This is a genomic window from Streptomyces sp. Je 1-79, assembly GCF_025195125.1.
In the GTDB taxonomy this organism is placed as follows: Bacteria; Actinomycetota; Actinomycetes; order Streptomycetales; family Streptomycetaceae; genus Streptomyces.
In genome coordinates this window covers 73,374-92,433 of sequence record NZ_JAMGSL010000018.1, presented here as the reverse complement: position 1 = coordinate 92,433, position 19,060 = coordinate 73,374, and the positions used below count along the sequence as shown (strand labels likewise).

At 72.2% G+C, this 19,060-nt stretch carries 20 protein-coding genes; 11 read left to right on the top strand and 9 right to left on the bottom strand.

What is annotated here, in order from left to right:
- The first annotated feature begins 86 nt into the window (after window positions 1-86).
- Window positions 87-1,253: a type ISP restriction/modification enzyme gene (locus M5362_RS30125; protein ID WP_260231032.1), complete on the top strand. Its 1,167-nt coding sequence runs from the start codon at window positions 87-89 to the stop codon at window positions 1,251-1,253.
- 134 nt (window positions 1,254-1,387) lie between these two features.
- Window positions 1,388-2,584 (top strand): CaiB/BaiF CoA-transferase family protein, encoded by a 1,197-nt coding sequence (locus M5362_RS30120; RefSeq protein WP_260230989.1) that lies wholly within the window; start codon window positions 1,388-1,390, stop codon window positions 2,582-2,584.
- 141 nt (window positions 2,585-2,725) lie between these two features.
- Here M5362_RS30120 and M5362_RS30115 read toward each other — a convergent pair whose 3' ends face one another.
- Entirely contained in the window at window positions 2,726-2,989 is a 264-nt protein-coding gene (locus tag M5362_RS30115; protein ID WP_260230988.1) for a hypothetical protein, read from the bottom strand.
- Window positions 2,990-3,324: 335 nt separating this feature from the next.
- On the opposite strand from M5362_RS30115, the gene M5362_RS30110 reads away from it, so the two are divergent.
- Window positions 3,325-4,932 (top strand): serine/threonine-protein kinase, encoded by a 1,608-nt coding sequence (locus tag M5362_RS30110; protein WP_260230987.1) that lies wholly within the window; start codon window positions 3,325-3,327, stop codon window positions 4,930-4,932.
- On the opposite strand, the gene M5362_RS30105 is transcribed toward M5362_RS30110, so the two are convergent.
- Window positions 4,916-5,722, bottom strand: coding sequence for an SGNH/GDSL hydrolase family protein (locus M5362_RS30105; RefSeq protein ID WP_260230986.1), 807 nt, complete (start codon window positions 5,720-5,722; stop codon window positions 4,916-4,918). The two genes, M5362_RS30110 and M5362_RS30105, sit on opposite strands and share 17 nt — an antisense overlap.
- Before the next feature lie 606 nt (window positions 5,723-6,328).
- Here M5362_RS30105 and M5362_RS30100 point away from each other — a divergent pair.
- From M5362_RS30100 to M5362_RS30085, 4 genes are all read left to right on the top strand, one after another.
- Complete coding sequence (locus M5362_RS30100) at window positions 6,329-7,156, top strand: glycosyltransferase family 2 protein (protein ID WP_260230985.1); 828 nt, start codon at window positions 6,329-6,331, stop codon at window positions 7,154-7,156.
- Window positions 7,153-8,226 (top strand): glycosyltransferase family 2 protein, encoded by a 1,074-nt coding sequence (locus M5362_RS30095; protein ID WP_260230984.1) that lies wholly within the window; start codon window positions 7,153-7,155, stop codon window positions 8,224-8,226. The genes M5362_RS30100 and M5362_RS30095 overlap by 4 nt, the downstream gene beginning before the upstream one ends.
- Before the next feature lie 20 nt (window positions 8,227-8,246).
- Entirely contained in the window at window positions 8,247-9,020 is a 774-nt protein-coding gene (locus M5362_RS30090) for a polysaccharide deacetylase family protein (RefSeq protein WP_260231031.1), read from the top strand.
- A 75-nt stretch (window positions 9,021-9,095) separates the two neighbouring features.
- The gene (locus M5362_RS30085) at window positions 9,096-10,223 is read left to right on the top strand and encodes a DUF5925 domain-containing protein (protein WP_260230983.1); all 1,128 of its coding nucleotides are present in this window, start codon (window positions 9,096-9,098) and stop codon (window positions 10,221-10,223) included.
- 124 nt (window positions 10,224-10,347) lie between these two features.
- Here the strand turns inward: M5362_RS30085 and M5362_RS30080 are convergent, their stop codons facing one another.
- Entirely contained in the window at window positions 10,348-10,722 is a 375-nt protein-coding gene (locus M5362_RS30080; RefSeq protein WP_260230982.1) for a GntR family transcriptional regulator, read from the bottom strand.
- Between the two features lie 79 nt (window positions 10,723-10,801).
- Here M5362_RS30080 and M5362_RS30075 point away from each other — a divergent pair, with 79 nt between their 5' ends.
- Together M5362_RS30075 and M5362_RS30070 are read left to right on the top strand one after the other, a co-directional pair.
- Window positions 10,802-11,722 carry a GNAT family N-acetyltransferase gene (locus tag M5362_RS30075; protein WP_260230981.1) on the top strand — a complete coding sequence of 307 codons (921 nt, stop codon included), beginning with the start codon at window positions 10,802-10,804 and terminating at the stop codon, window positions 11,720-11,722.
- Window positions 11,703-12,182 (top strand): DUF402 domain-containing protein, encoded by a 480-nt coding sequence (locus tag M5362_RS30070; protein ID WP_260230980.1) that lies wholly within the window; start codon window positions 11,703-11,705, stop codon window positions 12,180-12,182. Before M5362_RS30075 ends, M5362_RS30070 begins: the two co-directional genes overlap by 20 nt.
- Before the next feature lie 21 nt (window positions 12,183-12,203).
- Here M5362_RS30070 and M5362_RS30065 read toward each other — a convergent pair whose 3' ends face one another.
- The 5 genes from M5362_RS30065 to M5362_RS30045 form a co-directional block, all read right to left on the bottom strand.
- Window positions 12,204-12,617 carry a DUF6299 family protein gene (locus M5362_RS30065; protein ID WP_260230979.1) on the bottom strand — a complete coding sequence of 138 codons (414 nt, stop codon included), beginning with the start codon at window positions 12,615-12,617 and terminating at the stop codon, window positions 12,204-12,206.
- Between the two features lie 73 nt (window positions 12,618-12,690).
- Window positions 12,691-13,152: a GNAT family N-acetyltransferase gene (locus tag M5362_RS30060; protein WP_260230978.1), complete on the bottom strand. Its 462-nt coding sequence runs from the start codon at window positions 13,150-13,152 to the stop codon at window positions 12,691-12,693.
- Complete coding sequence (locus tag M5362_RS30055; protein ID WP_260230977.1) at window positions 13,149-14,645, bottom strand: tripartite tricarboxylate transporter permease; 1,497 nt, start codon at window positions 14,643-14,645, stop codon at window positions 13,149-13,151. The genes M5362_RS30060 and M5362_RS30055 overlap by 4 nt, the downstream gene beginning before the upstream one ends.
- A 3-nt stretch (window positions 14,646-14,648) precedes the next feature.
- A complete protein-coding gene (locus M5362_RS30050) occupies window positions 14,649-15,185 on the bottom strand; it encodes a tripartite tricarboxylate transporter TctB family protein (RefSeq protein WP_260230976.1) in 537 nt (178 codons plus the stop codon).
- On the bottom strand, window positions 15,182-16,165 hold the full coding sequence (locus tag M5362_RS30045; protein ID WP_260230975.1) for a tripartite tricarboxylate transporter substrate binding protein: 984 nt from the start codon (window positions 16,163-16,165) through the stop codon (window positions 15,182-15,184). Before M5362_RS30045 ends, M5362_RS30050 begins: the two co-directional genes overlap by 4 nt.
- A 121-nt stretch (window positions 16,166-16,286) precedes the next feature.
- Here M5362_RS30045 and M5362_RS30040 point away from each other — a divergent pair, with 121 nt between their 5' ends.
- Together M5362_RS30040 and M5362_RS30035 are read left to right on the top strand one after the other, a co-directional pair.
- Complete coding sequence (locus M5362_RS30040; protein ID WP_260230974.1) at window positions 16,287-16,955, top strand: response regulator; 669 nt, start codon at window positions 16,287-16,289, stop codon at window positions 16,953-16,955.
- Window positions 16,956-17,164: 209 nt separating this feature from the next.
- On the top strand, window positions 17,165-18,172 hold the full coding sequence (locus tag M5362_RS30035) for a lytic polysaccharide monooxygenase (RefSeq protein ID WP_260230973.1): 1,008 nt from the start codon (window positions 17,165-17,167) through the stop codon (window positions 18,170-18,172).
- Here M5362_RS30035 and M5362_RS30030 read toward each other — a convergent pair.
- Complete coding sequence (locus M5362_RS30030; protein WP_260230972.1) at window positions 18,169-19,029, bottom strand: triacylglycerol lipase; 861 nt, start codon at window positions 19,027-19,029, stop codon at window positions 18,169-18,171. The genes M5362_RS30035 and M5362_RS30030 overlap by 4 nt on opposite strands.
- Window positions 19,030-19,060 lie beyond the last annotated feature (31 nt).

Here is a 19,060-nt window from a genome sequence, read left to right as displayed (position 1 = left end):
GTGGAGGCGCACCGGGCCCGGTCGCTAGCATCCGGGGCGTGACCGAAGACGTACCGCTGGACGACGCGCCCCTCCTGGACGAGCTGATGCCGTGGTCCGTCGCGCCGCTGCGGCTCGGCCGGTCCTGGATCGTGGCGCCCGACGTCCGTACGCTGCGGGCGCGCTGGAACCGTCTGGTCGGGGCGGAGGGCGCCGAACGCGAGGAGCTGTTCGGGCCCAGCCGGGCGCGCACGACGTCGAGTTCGGTGGCCGCGCTGCCCGGGCAGCGGACCGGCACCGTCCGGTTCGCCCGTGAGACGGGGCCGTGCCCGGAACCGGTACGGCTGGTCCACGGCCCCTTCGACGAGCAGTGGCTGCTCCCCGATCACCGCCTCATCGACACCGCCCGCCCGGAGCTGTGGCGGGTCGCCGACGAGCACCAGCTCTTCGCGGTCGAGCAGGGGTACGTGCCGGGTGCGGCCGGTCCCGCGCTGCTGGTGACCGCCGCGCTGCCCGACGGCCGCTCCCCCGCCGGGCGTCCCGGCCGGATCCGCCCGCTGTTCCGCCGCCCCGGGGGCGAGGAGCCGAACCTCGCACCCGGTCTGCTTCCCCTGCTGAGCGAGCGGTACGGGGTCCGGGTCACCGCCCCCGACGTCCTGGCCTGGGCCACGGCGGCCGCCCGCCCCTCCTCGGCCGGCTGCCGCGTCCCGCTCCCGGCGGACCCGGCCCTCTGGTCCACCGGCGTGGAGCTCGGCCGGAGGCTCACGGACATCCAGCTGCGGGGCGCCCGCGGCGGCGAGCGGCCCCGGCTGCCCGGCGGCCGGCGCCCCTACGTCCGGGCACCGATCCCGGCGCGGCCGACCACGCTCGCGTACGAGCCCGGGGAGGAGACCCTGACCCTCGGCGACGACGGGGGCGCGGGAAGGGTCTCGCCCGTCCCCGCCGAGGCGTGGGAGTTCCACGTCGGAGGCGTCCGGATGCTGGAGCAGTGGTTCGCGCACCGGACGGCGCCCGCCGAACCCGGCGGTCTGGCGGCGATCGGCCCGGACGCCTGGCCTCAGGAGTGGACGTCGGAGCTCCTGGAGCTCATCACGGTTCTCGCGCTGCTCGCCGGGCGGGACCAGGAGCGCGCCGCGCTCGCCGAGGGGCCGCGGCTGACCCGGGACGCGCTGCGGAAGGCGGGCGTCCTGCCCGCACCGGCCGCGGCCCGGCGCCCCGCCTCCGTACTGGACCATCAGGAGGAGGGCCCGGAGGGCCAGTTCGCGCTGCTCTAGGGCTGGTTCGCGCTGCTCCAGGGGCTGCCGGGCAGCGCCACGTTCGTGCACGAGAGCTGTATCAAGGCCGGTGACACGCCCGGGGTGACGAGGGTGACGGTGACAAGGCGGTGGTCACACGGTAGGGAGGGCTGATGAGCACTCAGCCACTCCCCCTGGAGGGGATCACGGTCGTCGCGGTCGAACAGGCCGTCGCCGCCCCCTTCGCCACCCGTCAGCTCGCCGATCTGGGCGCCCGTGTCATCAAGATCGAGCGCCCGGACGGCGGTGACTTCGCGCGCGGGTACGACACCGCGGCCCGGGGGCTCGCCTCGCACTTCGTCTGGTGCAACCGCGGCAAGGAGTCCGTGGCCGTCGACCTCAAGGACGGCCGCGGTCTCGACCTGGTCCGCCGGCTGGTCGCCGGTGCCGACGTCTTCGTACAGAACCTCGCGCAGGGGGCCGCGGCCCGGCTCGGGCTGGACGCGGCCACCCTCTGCGCCGTGCATCCCCGGCTGATCGCCGTCGACGTCTCGGGCTACGGTCCGGGCGGCCCGTACGCGCACAAGCGGGCCTACGACATGCTCGTCCAGTGCGAGGCCGGTCTGGTGTCGGTGACCGGGACCGAGGAGCAGCCGGTGAAGTCGGGGATCCCCGCGGCGGACATCGCGGCGGGGATGTACGCGTACGCGGGTGTCCTCGCCGCGTTGGTGCGGCGCGGGACGACCGGCCGGGGCGGGCCGGTGGAGGTGTCGCTGCTGGACTCGCTGGCCGAGTGGATGGGACATCCGTTGCACCACGGGATGCACGGAGGCACGGCCCCGGCGCGCACGGGTCTGGCGCACGCCGTCATCGCGCCGTACGACGCCTATCCGACGGCCGACGGGAGCCTGGTCCTGCTGTCGGTGCAGAACGACCGCGAGTGGCGCCGGCTGGCCGGACAGGTCCTGGGACGGCCGGATCTGGCGGACGATCCGGCGTTCGCGACGAACACGGCCCGGGTGGCCGGGCGGGCGCGCACGGACGCGGTGGTGGCCGAGGCGCTGGCCCCGCTGAAGACGGCGGAGGCCTTGGCGCGACTGGAGGCGGCCGGGATCGCGTGCGCGCGGCTGAACACCGTGGCGGATCTGGCGGCCCATCCGCAGCTGGCGGCGCGGGACCGCTGGCGGTCCGTCGACTCGGCGGCCGGCCCGCTGCGGGCCCTGCTGCCGCCGGTCACGTTCCCGGACGGCCCCGAGGCCCGGATGGGCCGCATCCCGGCTTTGGGGGAGGACACGGATGCGGTGCTCGGTGAACTCGGGGTGGGGCCGGCGGAGCTGGCGACGCTACGAGGAGACGGTGTCGTGGCGTGACGGAGTCGTGGCGCGACGGGGGCCTCGGGGCGAGCGGGGCGGGTGGCCGTCGTCGTCGCGGGCGTGCCCACCTGTTCCGTCTGGGACACCCCCGGACGAGGTCCGGGGGAGGAACAGATGCGCACAACCCCGAAGGAACCCCTAGCCGCGGCTGCCGAAGAGGCTGCGGCGCAGGCGACGCAGCGGGGCGAAGAGCGAGACGCGCGCGCTCTTGCTGCGGTGGCTCTGCGTGCGGTCGCGCGAGGTCAGCTCACGCATCAGCAGCGTCGCCTCGGCCGCCTCACGCTGGGGCACGACGGGGCCGCCGAGCACCGCGAGGTGGCGGTCCAGCCGCGAACTGGTCGCACTGCTCCCGCATGTGATGGCAGGCACTCGCGGCCTGCTGCGCATTGCTATCTGTTCCATGTCACTCCCCACCCTAACGAGGGCACCCGGCCCGGGCAGGTTAACCCTATCGTCCCGCTGTGACACCCGTGTATCCCGGCGGCAGGATTCACCGCACTCGTACGGGGGTTGACGGCTACTGTCCGAATCCATCTGATTCCAGGGTGAGTTGGACAGCGCTCGAACACCTGGCGAACCGTCACGAACCATCCTGCACGCAAGGGCGTCACCTCCGGTCGTCTGACGGTGTGTGATCTCCACCACCAAGATCACTCGCACTTCCGGCGTCGTGTTCCAAGTACCCGGACAAGGGGCAGAAATGCACCACCTGGGCCGTCGACGGATGGGGACACGCCATGACCGTGATCGCGGGGCGGTACCGGCTCCTGGACGTGCTGGGGCAGGGCGGCATGGGCACCGTCTGGCGCGCCAGGGACGAGGTCCTCGGCCGTGACGTGGCCGTGAAGGAGGTCCGCGCCCCGGCCGGCCTCGCCGGCGACGACGAGCGCCGGCTGTACTCGCGCCTGGAGCGGGAGGCCTGGGCCGCCGCCCGGATCTCGCACCGCAACGTGGTGACGGTCTACGACGTGGCCACCGAGGACGGCCGGCCGTGGATCGTGATGGAGCTGATCCGCGGGCTGACACTCTCCGACGTCCTCGACGCGGAGGGCCGGATGTCCCCGCAGCGCGCCGCGCACATCGGCGCCGAGGTGCTGGCGGCCCTGCGCGCCGCGCACGAGGCGGGGGTGCTGCACCGGGACGTGAAGCCGGGCAACGTGCTGCTCGCCAACGACGGCCGGGTCGTGCTGACCGACTTCGGCATCGCCGCGGTGGAGGGGACCTCGCCCCTCACGATGACCGGCGAGCTGATCGGGTCTCCCGAATTCCTCGCCCCCGAGCGGGCGTTGGGCCGCACACCCGGTCCGGCCTCGGACCTGTGGTCGCTCGGCGTACTGCTCTACGCGGCGGTGGAGGGCAATTCGCCGTTCCGCCAGGACACCCCCTTGAGCACCCTGCGGGCCGTGGTGGACGAGGAGCTTCCGCCGCCGCGGCGGGCCGGGGCCCTCGCCCCGGTGATCGAGGGCCTGTTGCACAAGGATCCCCGTGAGCGCCTTCAAGCAGCCTCGGCGGAACGGCAGTTGAGGATCGTCGGAGCGGGCGGCACTCCGGGGCCTGCATCGTCGGGACCGGTGTCGTCGGGGTCCGTGCCGTCGGAGCCGTACGAGCCGAAGCGCCCGGCCTCGACCGGTGCGCCGACCCCGCCCCTGCCCCTGCCCGTCCCTCCTCCCACCTCCGCGTCCCCGCTCCCCCAGGGCCCGATGACGCAGGACCGCTCCGGGCGCGCGGTGGCCGTCCTGGCGGCCGGGGTCGTCCTTCTGCTGCTGGCCGTGGGCGGACTGACGTACGCGCTGCTGCGGAACGGGGGTGGCGGCGCGGGACCGGGCGGTGGGGCCACGAGCAGCGCCCCGGTGACGGGTTCGCCCACGGGCACGCCGTCGACGGACTCCCCCACGACCGCCGCACCGAGCAGCCCGACGGGCACACCGACCACCGCCACACCACCGGCGCCGACGGTCCTGGTGCACGTGCGGGCCGTGCGCGACAGCCACAACGGCGCCTGCCCGCCACCGGAGGCCCAGGCTCCCGCCTTCGCCGCCGCCGTGACCGTGGGGCGCGTTCCCGCCTCGGTGGAGTACCGCTGGGTCACCGAGAGCGGCGAGAGCTCGGCGGAGGAAGGGTGGCGGACGCTGGACTTCCCGGCCGGAGGCCCGGCGGAGGAGCGGGTCGAGCACACGGAGCTGACCCACCGGGCGGACGGCACCTGGAAGGACCGGATCAGGCTGGAGGTGCGCGCCCCGGTCGAGAAGCGCTCGAACTGGGTGGCGTTCTCGGTGACCTGTGAGCAGGCGACCCCGACGGGCGGGGTCACCTCCCCGAGCGGTACGCCTACGCCACAGCCCTGAAGCTGGGCAGATAGCCGCCGGACTGGCCGGAGGCGGTGGGGTGGTACGACTCGCCGATGTTGAGCCAGTTGACGCTGTGCAGCCATGCCGAGCCGGAGCAGATCTCGTGTCCGGTGAAGGCGGGGACGACGCTTGCGAAGGTGTAGCCGTGGTCCGCCGCGCGCTTGGCGGTGGCCGCGTTCAGGATGTCGGATCCTTCGTTGATGGCGCGACGCTCGTTCTCGCTGAGTCCGGCGACGCAGCTGCCGCCGATCTTGTAGAAGCGCGGGTAACCGAGGACGACGACCCGGGCGTTGGGGGCCTTCGCTCTGATGGCCGAATACACGGCGTCGAGCTTCCCGGGCAGGGTGCTGTCGACGTAGGCCTTGGCTTGATTCACACGGTTGATGCAGGTGGCCTCCGACTGGAGGACGCAGGTGGTCATGACGTCCGCGAAGCCGGCGTCGTTGCCTCCGATCGTGACGGAGACCAGGTCGGTGGCGGTGGAGAGGGGTCCGAGCTGTCCGCTCGTGACATCACCCGTTCGGGCGCCCGAGCATGCGGTGAATGCGAAGGACGAGGGTGCGTTCGCGTTCTTCCAGAGGACGGGGAAGGCCTTGGTGGAGCGCTTGCAGTCGCCGCTGGCGCTGTCGTAACTCCCCGCGCCGACGCCGGAGGAGTACGAGTCACCGAGCGCCACGTAGTCGAGAGCGGCGGTTTCGGCGGCCTGCGCGGTTCCTGCCCCGGTGAGGGCGAGAACGGCGCCGAGCAGGAGTGAGGTTGAGAACGCCACGAATCGGGACCTTTTCATGGAACCTCCCTTTAGCAGGATCTCTGCGTTACTAGGTAGTAGCAGCGAGTCCGGCGCGCTGGAAGTGTCCATGCCAAGAAGATTTGGCGAGTACTGGACGACACCCCGTCAGGGACCGTCGAGATCCGGCCACCTGATGGATCTTGCGTCGAATTGAATTCGCACAACAATGCGCACGAGGTTCATTCGGCCCCAACAACACCATCAGACAAACGGATTGTGAAAAACCGACCGGGACGGTTCCGTATCTGACCGCCGAAGGCTCGACGATTAGCAGAAAAGGGATTCGTCGATCCGGGACTTGCCATACAGTCCTATTCATCAATACCGTCGTACATCTCACTCGCATCGGACCATCGCGCTCAACGGCTCTGGGGAGGGCTTCAGCGTCGCGAAGATCCCGTGCGGGGCGCGGTAGGGGGGTGCTGTCGCGGTGCGCGTTTGCGTGCGCCGGGGCGCGTGCCGCGCGTTCTGAGATGCCAACTCACCCATGCCGTACGGCGATTGTCGCTGCTCGGACGGGTGAGTACCCCCCTTTCGTAACCGGACAGACCACCGGACAGCCCGGGGGCGGGCGGTCCACCGGACGAGAGGGAAACACCACTCATGAGCTCATTCCTGCGCCCGGCCGTCGGCCACGAGGCAGTGGACCGGAGCCGAATAGCAGCCCAATACAAGGCGATCACCTCGCATTTGGCGATCACGCCGCCGGTGAGTGTCGTCATCCCCGCGATGAACGAGGCGGAAAACCTTCCGTACGTCTTCAAGTCGCTGCCGGACTGGATCCACGAAGTCGTTCTCGTCGACGGAAACTCCACCGACGACACCGTCCTCGTGGCGCGTGAACTCCGGCCCGACGTCAAGGTCGTCAAGCAGGTCGGAAAGGGCAAGGGCGACGCGCTCATCAGCGGATTCGCCGCCTGCACCGGCGACATCATCGTGATGGTCGACGCGGACGGCTCCGCCGACGGCCAGGAGATCGTCTCCTACGTCTCGGCCCTCGTCGGCGGCGCCGACTTCGCCAAGGGCTCCCGCTTCGCCAACGGCGGCGGCACGGACGACATGACACCCGTCCGCCGGCTCGGCAACTGGGCGCTGTGCGCCCTGGTCAACCGCAAGTTCGGCGCCCGCTACACCGACCTCTGCTACGGCTACAACGCCTTCTGGCGCCACTGCCTCGACAAGGTCACCCTGGACTGCACCGGCTTCGAGATCGAGACCCTGATCAACATCCGGGTCGTCAAGGCCGGCCTCAAGGTCCAGGAGGTGCCCAGCCACGAGTACCTGCGCATCCACGGCGTCAGCAACCTCAACGCCGTGCGCGACGGCATCCGGGTCCTGAAGGTCATCCTCAGGGAGAAGGGCGTGAGACGCGCGGCGCGCCGCCGCCCCACCGCCTTCTCGGTCAACGTCCCCCGGGGGGAGACGTCTTGAGTGACCGGGGGTTCTCCGTGGTGATCTGCGTCTACACGGAGGAGCGCTGGGAGGACATCCTCGCGGCGGTCGACTCCGTACGGGACCAGTCGCATCCGGCCCGGGAGATCCTGCTCGTGGTCGACCACAACGAGCGGCTCCTGGTCCGGCTGGCCGAGCGGTTCTCCGTCGAGGACGCGGAGACCGCGCACGACGCACACGCGGCGGAGGTGCGGGTGCTCGCCAACGCGGGCCCCCGCGGCCTCTCCTCCGGACGCAACACCGGGATCGCCGCGGCCCGCGGCGAGTTCGTCGCCTTCCTCGACGACGACGCCGTGGCCGAGCGGGACTGGCTGCGGTACTTCTCCGAGGCGTACGACGACCCCCGTGTCATGGCGGTGGGCGGGCGCACCGTGCCCGCCTGGGCGTCGGGCCGGCGGCCCGACTGGTTCCCCGAGGAGTTCGACTGGGTCGTCGGCTGTACGTACCGCGGCCTGCCGCCGGGGCGGGTCCGGGTACGCAACGTGCTGGGCGGCAACGCCTCCTTCCGCCGTACGGCCTTCGACGCGTCGGGCGGCTTCGCCACCGGCATCGGGCGCGACGGCGACCGACGCCCGCTCGGCTGCGAGGAGACCGAGCTGTGCATCCGGCTCTCCCGGGCCCTCCCCGAGGCGGTCCTGTTGATCGACGACCGGTCCGTCATCCACCACAGGGTCCCGGCCGCCCGCGAGCGCTTCGGCTACTTCCGTACCCGGACGTACGCCGAAGGGCTCTCCAAGGCGCTCGTGTCACGGAGCGTCGGCGCGAGCAGGGGGCTGGAGTCGGAACGGCGGTACACCACCCGGGTGCTGCCGGCCGGCGTCGCCCGCGGCCTGCGCGACGCGCTGCTCGGACGCCCGGGCGGCGCGGGCCGGGCGGGCGCGATCGTGGCGGGCGTGGCGGTGGCGGCCGGCGGATACGTACGGGGGGCGCTGCGGGCGCGCGGCGGCGGGGCGACGTTCTCCTCGGGCCCGATCCCCCGCTGGTCGGACGCCTCGACGCGGACGACCACGGCGCCGGAGGCCGCGGACGTTCCGGGGGTGGCCGCGTGAACGCACCCGTACCGATCCTGATGTACCACGCGGTGGGACACGAGCCCGCTTCCGCCACCCGGCGGCTGTCCGTCTCCCCCGAGGCGTTCGCCGCGCAGATGGCGGTCGTGGCCGACCGCGGATTCACGGCGCTCACCACGGCCGAGCTTGCCCAGGCCTGGCGCACGGGCGGGGTCCTGCCCGCGCGCCCGGTCCTGATCACCTTCGACGACGGCTACGAGGGGGTGCACCGGCACGCGCTGCCGGTGCTCGCCAAGCACGGCTTCCCGTCGACGCTGTTCGTCTCCACGGGCTGGCTGCGGGGGGCGCACGACGAGGGCGGGGCCCCGGACACCATGCTGGACTGGGACCAGGTCCGCGAACTCGCCGCCGGGGGTACGGAGATCGGCGGGCACACCCACACCCATCCGCAGCTCGACCAGGTCGACGAGCGGAGGCTCTGGTACGAGAGCCTGCGCTGCAAGGAGGTCGTCCGCGAGGAACTGGGCCGCGCCCCGGTCTCCTTCGCCTATCCGTACGGGTACTCCGACCGCCGTGTCCGCCGGACGGTCCGGGCGGCCGGCTACGCCCAGGCGCTCGCGGTGGGCAACGCGACGGCGCGGCGCCGGCAGGGACCGTACGCGCTGGAGCGGCTGACGGTACGGCGGTCCACCGGCATCGAGGAGTTCGAACGGCTCGTCGAGGGACGGGCGATCGGCCGCACGTTCGCCGCGGACCGGGTCCTGACCAAGGGCTACGCGATGGTGCGCCGGGCCCGCGGGGCGCTGCGGGCCGCCGGGAGGTACGGGCTCTGAGGATCCGGGGGCCGTGACGGGCCCCCGGATAGTCCCGTTCAAAACACCGTGCGCGAAATGCCCGGTTGCCGGATCATGTTCGCCATGTCTGCCACGCCATCCGAGGGGTCCACGCCGTCCGAACCACAACGGGCGCTGCCCATCCGACTCAACGTCGACGACAGCGACTCGCCGTCCGACGTCATCGACGCGCTCTTCCTCGGCCGTTTCACGACGGGCGAGCAGCCCCACGCGCAGAGCACCACCCTGGACCGGGTGAAGCCCGCCGCGACGCTCCTTCCGGCCGGGGCGAAGGTGCTGCGCGCGGCCAAGGACGACGACCGGTCCGCCATGCTCGCCGAGGGAGCGGGCTGGACGCTGCTGATCTCCCGCTGGAACAGGGGCGCGGACGTCACGGTCACCGCGACGGCGCCCGAGCTGGCGGAGCGGATCCTCAAGGAGGCGACGGACGGGGCGAAGGACGAACCCGAACCGCAGCCGGAGAACGTGACGATGGGGTTCTGGTACGTGTCGCCCCGGCGCGGCCCGCACCGCACGACCCGGCAGATCAGCGCGGGGACGTGGGAGGAGATCCGGCCCAACTACACGGCGCCGGTCGCCGACGCGATGGACCGGCTGATGAAGGTCACCCCGGACGACATCGCGGGCCGGCTGCTGCTGCTCCACGGGCCGCCGGGGACGGGCAAGACCTCGGCGCTGCGCACCCTCGCCCGCTCCTGGCGCGACTGGTGCCAGGTGGACTGCGTCCTGGACCCGGAGCGGCTCTTCAACGACGTCGGCTATCTGATGGACATCGCGATCGGCGAGGACGAGGGCACGGCGAAGGGCCGCTGGCGACTGCTGCTCCTGGAGGACTGCGACGAGCTGATCCGCGGCGAGGCGAAGCACACGGCGGGGCAGGCGCTCTCCCGGCTGCTGAACCTCACGGACGGGCTGCTCGGCCAGGGCCGGAACGTCCTCGTCGGCGTCACGACCAACGAGGACCTGGAGCGGCTCCACCCGGCGGTGGTCCGGCCGGGCCGGTGCCTGGCGCGGATCGAGGTGGGCGGGCTGACGCGGAACGAGTCCGTGGGGTGGCTGGGCCGGGAGGAGGGCGTGGGCCGCGACGGCGCGACACTGGCCGAGCTGTACGCCCTGCGCCGCGGCACGTCCCCGGCGGGCATCCCGGAATCCCGCACCCCGGACGCGGGCCTGTACCTGTAGGGGGCCTGCGCCTGTACCCGTAGGAGCCCGCACCTGCACCCGTAGGGGCCCGCGTCCGGGGTCCCGCACCCCCGGACGCGGGCCCGTCCCCTACCTGTAGGGGCCCGCCTCCCGGGGTCTTCGGTCAGCTTCCGTACGCCGCCCGCAAGGCGTCCGTCACCGCCGCCGACGCCGCCTCGCGGCTCAGGCCCAACCGCCTCGCCTCTCCCGCGTACGCCGCCGCCGCGGTCGCCGCCAGGCGCTCCGCCGCGTCGCCCGCCGCCGCGACGAACGTGCCGTTGCGGCCCCGCGTCTCGATGACGCCGTCCGCCTCCAGCGACTTGTACGCCTTGGCGACCGTGTTCGCCGCGAGGCCCAGTTCCTCCGCCAGGCCGCGTACGGTCGGAAGCTTGTAGCCGACCGGGAGGGCGCCGGAGCGGGCCCGCTTGGCGATCTGGGCGCGCAGTTGTTCGTACGGGGCGGTCGACGAGTCCGTGTCCACGGTGATTCGCAATGTCACGGGCCTGATTCTGCCCGCCTCCCGCCGCCGTCGAAAATAGGAGGCGGCCGGCCGGCTCCCCCGCATAGCGTGCGACACCATGACTGTGATCGTCCGTGATGTACGCCCCGAGGACGCCGAGGCGTTCGCCCGTGTCCGGCGCGCCGCCCTGCCCTACATGCTCGCGAGCGGCGCACAGGTGGCCTTCGACTGGGCTCACGCCCATCCCGATGCGCACGCCCGTCCGCTGGTCGCCGAGATCGACGGGGAGGTCGTCGGCACCTCCCAGCTCCGCATCGCGCACGACGCGCCCGAGCCCGGGGTGGGCTCGGTCAACGTCTACGTCCACCCGGAGAAGCGGGGCCTCGGTGCCGGCACGCTGCTGCTGCGGGCCTCCGAGGAGCACCTCGCGGAGTGCGGGGCGACCACGCTCTACAGCTGGGTGCTGGACGAGCCCGGGTTCCGCGCCTTCGCCGAGCGGCACGGGTACGCCGCCCGCCGTTCCGCGCACTTCCTCCGTCTGGACCTCGCCTCCGCCGACCTGCCACCGCTCCAGGAGCCGCCTGCCGGTGTCGAGCTGCGGCCCGCCGCCGAGTTCGCCGCCGATCCCCGTCCGCTCTTCGTGCTCGACGCGCTGACCACGGCGGACGAGCCCAGCGACGTCGGCATGGAGATGACGGACTACGAGCACTGGCTGGCGACCACGTGGAACCATCCGCTGTTCGACGCGGAGCTGACCGTCGTCGCGGTCGTCGACGGCCGCCCCGCCGCCTTCAGCGCCGCGCAGACCGACGGGCAGGGGCGGTACAACTCCGGGATGACCGGCACCGACCCGGCCTTCCGGGGCCGCGGTCTTGCCAAGCTCGCCAAGAACCACTCCCTGCACCGGGCACGGGCGGCCGGCTGCACGGAGGCGTTCACCGGGAACGACGCCGGCAACGGACCGATGCTGGCGATCAACAAGTGGTTCGGTTACGAGGTCTGCGCGACGGAGGTACGTCATGCCCGCACGCTCGGTTGAGGTCGTGCTCGTGAAGGCGGGGCGGACGAAGATCCGCTACCCCGCCGAGGTCCTCGCCGACGACGGCACCCGGCTGACGGTCCGCGCCCCGTGGGCGGCCGAGGGGGTGCGGGACTTCGGCTTCGTACGGTTCGAGCCGGGTGACGTCTTCGTCGAGCACTACTGGCGTGACCGCTGGTACGCGGTCAAGGAGGTCCGGTCCTCGGACGGGACGCTCAAGGGCTGGTACTGCGACGTCACCCGCCCGGCCGGGATCGACGGCGCCGAGGTCGTGGTCGAGGACCTGGACCTGGACCTGTGGGTGTCGGCGGACGGCAGCGAGGTGCTGCGGCTGGACGAGGACGAGTTCCAGGCGAGCGGCCTGGCCGCCTCCGATCCGGAGGCGGCCGGCCACGCCGTCGACGCCCTCGACGAGCTCGAACTCCTCGGCCGTACGGGCCTGAGGGCGCTGCTCGGCTGAGCCCCGCCCCTGCCCGGTCCCCTACCTCAGGGTCACGGCCGCGGCCCGGGTGGCGAGGAAGCCGGGCATGGGCGTGCCCAGCGGGCCGTCGGGCGTGAGCTGCATCAGGGTCGCCTCGACATGGGCCGCGCCCGCCCGGTAGGCGGGTTCCTTCACGACGGCCGAGTGGGACCAGTCGCGCACCCGGCCGTCGCAGACGGCCCGGGTGCCGCCGATTCCGGTGGACCGGTCACCCTGGACGAGCGTGCTGCTGACGAGGACCGGGCCGGCGCTGTCGTCGAGGCAGCGGTAGGTGCCGGAGAGCGTGACCGTGCCGTCGGTGGCGACGGTCCCGTACGCGTCGACGGAGAGGCCGTCGGCGGGGCCCGCGTGGGCGGCACCCGCCGCGGCGGCGGCCAGCAGCGAGCCGAGGGCGAGGGCGAGACGGAAGCGCATGGGGGAGATCCCTTCGGGGTGGGGGTGTTTCGCCCGCCAGGGATATCGGATCAAGCCGCGAGGTGTCCGAAACTCACCCAATCGGGGGCGAGTTGAGGGGCTTGCGGTAATGAATACGGTCGTACGGTCCGTTCCGTCGGCGCTCGACGACCTCGTAGCCGTACCGCTCGTACAGCTTCTGGTTCTCCCACATCATCGCGTTGGTCAGCAGCCGGACCTCGGGGAGGCCGAGTGCGCGGGCGCGGGACTCCACGAAGGCGAGGAGACGGCGGCCGAGGCCCGTGCCCTGCGCGTCGGGGTGGACGGCGATGTTGTCGAGATACAGGTGGTCGGCCTCGGTCCTGAGGACCACGAGGCCGACCACCGGGTCACCGGCGACGAACACCCTCCCCGCGGCGACGTCCGCCGCGTGGTCCGCCTCCATCGGGGCCGGCACGACGCCGATCCGTTCGATGTAGTGGTGATAGGCCGCGTCGGTCACGGCCTTCACCCGGGGCACGTCGGTGCTCGTCGCGAGCCGGATGTCCTGTGTCATGCCGACACGTTACGGCGGCGAACGATCACCTTCCTCAGCAGGGGCCAGGCCAGGAGGACGGCGACGACGGCGTATACGGTCACCGAGAACGGCGTGTCGACCAGCCCTGTGAGCGAGCCGTCACTGATCTGCAGGGCGCGGCGCAGCTGCTGTTCGGCGGCCGGGCCGAGGATGACGCCGATGACGGCGGGCAGCACGGGAAGTCCGTAGCGCCGCATGCCGAAGCCGATCAGGCCGATGATCAGCAGGATGACGAGGTCGAGCGCCTCGCCGCCGACCGCGTACGCGCCGACGGCAGCGAAGAAGAGGATGCCGGCGTAGAGGTACGGGCGCGGGATGCGGAGCAGCTTGGCCCAGACGGGCGCGAGCGGCAGGTTGAGCGCGAGCAGCAGGACCATGCCGACGAAGAGCGAGGCGATCAGGCCCCAGACCAGGTCGGGTTCGCGTTCGAAGAGCAGCGGTCCCGGCTGGATGCCGTACTGCTGGAAGGCGGCCAGCATGACGGCGGCGACGGCGGTCGTCGGCAGGCCCAGGGTCAGCATGGAGACGAGCGTCCCGGCCGCGGAGGCGGAGGCGGCGGACTCGGGTCCCGCGACGCCCTCGATGGCGCCCTTGCCGAACTGGTCCTTGTGCTTCGAGAGCCGCTTCTCGGTGACGTACGAGAGGAAGGTCGGGATCTCGGCGCCGCCCGCCGGGATCGCGCCGAACGGGAAGCCGATGAGGGGGCCGCGCAGCCAGGACTTCCAGGTGCGCCGCACGTCGTCCCTGCCGAGCCACGGCCGGCCGACCGGTATGGCCTCGCCCGCGTTCCGGCGCAGATGGGCGGCGACCCACAGGGCCTCGCCGATCGCGAAGAGGCCGACCGCGACGATCACGACGTCGATGCCGTCGGCGAGCTGGAGCGAGCCGAAGGTCAGGCGCTGCTGCCCGGTCATCTGGTCGAGGCCGACCAGGCCGAGGGTGAGGCCGATGAGGAGCGAGGCGAGTCCGCGGATGCGGGAGGAGCCGAGGACGGAGGTCACCGCGATGAAGGCGAGGACCATGATGGCGAAGTAGTCGGGCGCGCCGATGTCGACCGCGAGCGCGGCGACGGTCGGGGCGAGCGCGACGAGCAGGAGCGTGCCGACCATGCCTCCGGCGAAGTGGCCGATGGCGGCGGCCGCGAGCGCCTGTGCGCCGCGGCCCGCCTTGGCCATGGGGTTGCCCTCCAGGGCGGCGACGACGGCCGCGCTCTCACCCGGGGTGTTGAGGAGGATCGAGGTGGTGGAGCCGCCGAACATCGCTCCGTAGTAGATGCCGGCGAACATGATGAAGGCGCCGGTCGGTTCGAGTCCGTACGTCACCGGGAGCAGCAGGGCGACCGCCATGGCGGGGCCGATGCCGGGCAGGACACCGATGGCCGTGCCGAGGAGCACGCCGATGGCCGCCCAGAGCAGGTTCATCGGGGTGAGGGCCGTACCGAAGCCGTCGATCAGGGAGTTCAGTGAGTCCATGGGTCAGAGCACTCCCATCAGCGGGCCGCCGGGCAGCGGAACTCCGAGCAGGTGGTCGAAGACGACGTAGGTGAGGAGGGAGAGCGCGGCGGCGATCAGCGGGTCGCGGGTGAGGTGGCGGCTGCCGAGCGCGTAGGCCGCTCCCCAGAAGAGCAGGGCTCCGGAGACGGGGAAGCCGACCGGGTCGATGAGGACGGCGAAGGCGAGGAAGACCCCGGCGAGGAGCAGGACCGTACGCCAGTCGCTCGGCTCGGAGAGGTCGACGTCCTCGCCGCCCTCGGCCTCGCCGCGGCCGCCGCGCAGGACGTCGACCGCGAGGAGGACCGCGACGACGAGAAGGCCGGTGCCGACGACGACGGGGACGGTCTTCGGGCCGACGGGGCCGCGCTGGGCGATGTCGACGGTCATGGTGAGCGCGTCGGTGAGGACGAGGACGCCGATGACGAAGAGGAGGGCGCCGACGCCGAGTTCGGAGTGCTCGCGCAGCCAGGACTTCTTCGCCGGTGTCGTGGGGGGCGAGGTGGTCTCGGTGGTCGTCACAGTCCCAGCTCCTTCAGTACCGAGGCGACCTGCCTGTCCTGTTCGGCGAGGAAGGCGCCGAACTGCTCGCCGGGCAGGAAGGCGTCGTTCCAGCCGTTCTTCTTCAGCGACTCGCGCCACTGCGGGGAGTCGTGGAGCTCCGTCACCAGGCCGACGAGCTTGTCGCGCTCGGCGTCGGAGAGGCCGGGCGGGGCGACGATCCCGCGCCAGTTGATGAACTCGGTGTCGAGTCCGGCCTCGCGCAGGGTGGGGGCGTCCAGGCCGGGGACGCGTTCGGCGCCGGTGACGGCGAGGAGGCGCAGCTCCCCCGACTCGATCTGGTCGAGGTACTCGCCGACGCCGGAGACGCCGAACGCGACCTTGTCGCCCAGGATGGAGGCGAGGAGCTCGCCGCCGCCGTCGAAGGGGATGTAGTTGACGCTCTTCGGCGCGATGCCGGCGGCCCGGGCCATCAGCATCGGGGCGAGGTGGTCGGGCCCGCCGGGCGAGGAGCCGCCGCCGACGGGCAGCTTGCCGGGGTCCTTCTTCCAGGCCGCGATCAGGTCCTGGATGGTCTTGTACGGGGAGTTCTTGCCGACCACGACGATGTCCTGCTCCATGGTGAGCCGGGCGATCGGGGTGGTGTCGGCGAGGGTCCTGGGGGTCTTGTTGGTGTGGACCGCGCCGACGACGCCGAGGCCCATGGACATCGCGACCTTGCCGTTGCCGTGCTCGCCGACGAGCCGGGTGAGGCCGACGGTGCCGCCGGCGCCGGGCAGGTTGAAGACCTCGATGCCGGTGGTGAGACCGGCGTCCTCGGCGTTCTTGGCCGCCGTGCGTGCGGTGATGTCGTAGCCGCCGCCGGGCGTGTTGGGGACCATGAACCGCAGGCCCGGGATCTGGGTACCGGTGTCGGAGCCGCTGCCGGTGGCGAGCAGGGGCGGCCCCACCAACACCAGCAGCGCGGCCCCGAGCAGGGCGAGGGGGGTGCGCAGACGCACGTGTGCCGCCTCTCGATAGATGTGTGAAGTGGCCCACATGTTGCCCGCGCGTTAAGAACCTGTCTCTCTTCCGCAATCAACGGACGTTGTGGTCCTTGTGGTCGCGACCTAGCGTGTCGGCGTGACGAAGGTGCTGGTGGTGGACGACGACTTCATGGTCGCGAAGCTGCACAGCCGTTATGTGTCGGCTGTGGACGGTTTCTCCGTCGTCGGGGTCGCGCACAGCGGCGGTGAGGCGCTGCGCCTCGCCGACCGGCTGCGCCCGGATCTCGTCCTGCTGGACATCTACCTGCCCGACATGGACGGGATCAGCGTGCTGCGCGAGCTGCGCGGTTCCGGTCTCGCGGTGGACGCCCTGTTCATCACGGCGGCGCGGGACGCGGGCATGATCCGCTCGGCGCTGCGCGCGGGGGCGCTGCACTATCTGATCAAGCCGTTCAACCAGTCCGCGCTGCAGGAGCAGCTGCGGCACGCGGCTTCGCTGCGGACGCGCCTGGACGAGCTCGACGAGGCGCGGCAGGAGGACGTGGACCAGATCTTCGGCACCCGCCCGCCGGGCTCGCGCGAACTCCCGAAGGGCCTGGCCGCCCACACGGCGGAGCTGGTGGACGGCATCCTGCGGGCGCACCCGGAGGGCCTCTCGGCGACGGAGTGCGCGGAGGCGGGCTCGCTGTCCCGGGTCAGCGCACGCCGCTACCTGGAGTACTTCGCGGAGACGGGCCGCGCGGAGATCACCCTGAAGTACGGCGGCACGGGCCGCCCGGAACGTCGCTACCGCAGACTGGGCTGACCCCGACGACCGACACGCTCGTTCGCCCCGCCCTGGGGCGCCCTTCCCCGCCGGGTCCGGCGAGGCCTTTCTGAGCCCCCTCTTACCTGCACCTTAAAGCGGTCCTAAGGATCGCCGTCTCCCGTTCTCCACGGCACTTCTCGGGGTTTTCGCGGGCTAGCTTGCTGAGCGACCCCCACGCACCACACTCGTGAAGGAGCTGTCCCCCCATGACCTCTCGCCGTACCGCCGCCTCGGTCGTCACCGCCACCGCCGTGCTGGCCCTGTCGGGGCTCGCCGTCTCGCCCGCCGTGGCGCACGGGTCGATGACCGATCCGGTGAGCCGGGTGTCCGCCTGTTACGCGGAGGGGCCCGAGAGCCCGAAGTCGGCCGCGTGCAAGGCGGCCGTGGCGGCGAGCGGGGCGCAGGCGTTCTACGACTGGAACGCGGTGAACATCGCCAACGCCGCCGGGAAGCACCGCGACCTGATCCCGGACGGCAAGCTGTGCAGCGCCGGCAACGACAAGTACCGCGGTCTCGACCTGGCCCGCGCCGACTGGCCCTCGAGCACGCTCGCCTCCGGCAAGCACACCTTCCGCTACAAGGGGACCGCCCCGCACCGGGGTTCCTTCGAGCTGTACGTCACGAAGGACGGCTACGACCCCTCGAAGCCGCTGAAGTGGTCGGACCTGGAGGAGAAGCCGTTCGCGACGGTGACCGACCCGCGGATGGAGAGCGGCGACTACGTCTTCGACGGCACCGTGCCGAACAAGTCCGGCCGCCACCTGATCTACTCGATCTGGCAGCGCTCCGACTCCCCCGAGGCGTTCTACACCTGCTCCGACGTCGTGTTCGGGAAGGACAACGGCGGCGCCCCCGCCCCGACGGCGACCGCGCCGACCGACGAGGAGTTCGAGGACGGGGAGGACAAGTCCTCCGTCGAGCACGGCGGCCACGGGGACGACCACGCCGGCACCGGGGCGAAGGAGACGGCCGCCGCGCCCGCGACCTCCGCGCCGGCCGCGCCGGAGACGCCCGCGCCGGCCGAAGCCACGGAGTCCGCGACCTCCGAGTCGGCCGCGCCCAACGAGCCCGCCGCCGCGGGCTCGGGCGAGCTGCTCGCCGAGACCGGGGGCGACGCCACCACGCCGTACCTGGCGATGGGTGGCGCCGCCGTCCTGGCGGTCGGCGCGGCCGTGCTCTTCGGTGCGACGCGCCGCCGCGCCGCCCGCCGCTAGCCGATCACGGACAGGCAGGTGGTCGGGGACGCGTGGGCCGGGTCGAGGGCGTTGGTGACCTCGTGGAACGTGACCCGGTCCACCGTCCCGATCGCCACGTGCTCCGAGAGGTCGAGCGCGCACCTGTCCTGGATGACGACGTTGGTGACGTTCGGACCGTCGAGGAATCCCGAGCGGTACGGGGTGACGACCTCGTCGTACTTGGTCGTGATGACGGTGTAGGTGACGCCCGGGACCGTGTCGCCACCCGCGTTGAGCCGGGTGATGAACGGGGAGCCGGCGATCTGGTCGGCGAGGCCCGGGGTGTTCTCGGTGACGAAGTCCTCGACGCCGGGGAAGTGCGGCAGGAGCTTGGTGAGGCCGAGGAGGGTCGTGCCGTGGTTGTCTGGGGCGATCCCGACGAGCGCGTTGACCTTCTCGGCCCCGCCGAGGAACTTCAGGTAGTACCGCGGCATCATGCCGCCCTGCGAGTGGCCGACGAGGTCGGCCTCGGGGGCGCCGGTGGCCGCGAGGACCTTGTCGACGTAGGCGTCGAGCTGTCCGGCGGACTTGTCGATGGGGCCGAGCCCGTGGAAGAAGGGCACGTTCGGCAGCTGGCCGTAGTCGAGCGAGTAGACGCAGTAGCCACGGTTGACGAGGTACGGCGCGAGGGCGAGCCAGTTGTCGACGGAGTTCCCGAAGGTGCCGTGGACCAGCACGACCGGGCGCGGGTGGGCGGACGAGGGCTTGCACGAGAAGTCGTTCCAGCCACGGCTGGGGGCGGCGGCGGCCTGGGCCGAGGCGGTGGGGGCGAGGGTCGCGGCGGCGGTCAGCAGCAGGACCGAGAGCGTTCTGAGCGCGTGTTTCCAGGGCAGCATCGTGCGATCTCCTTGCGGCTCAAGGGAAATC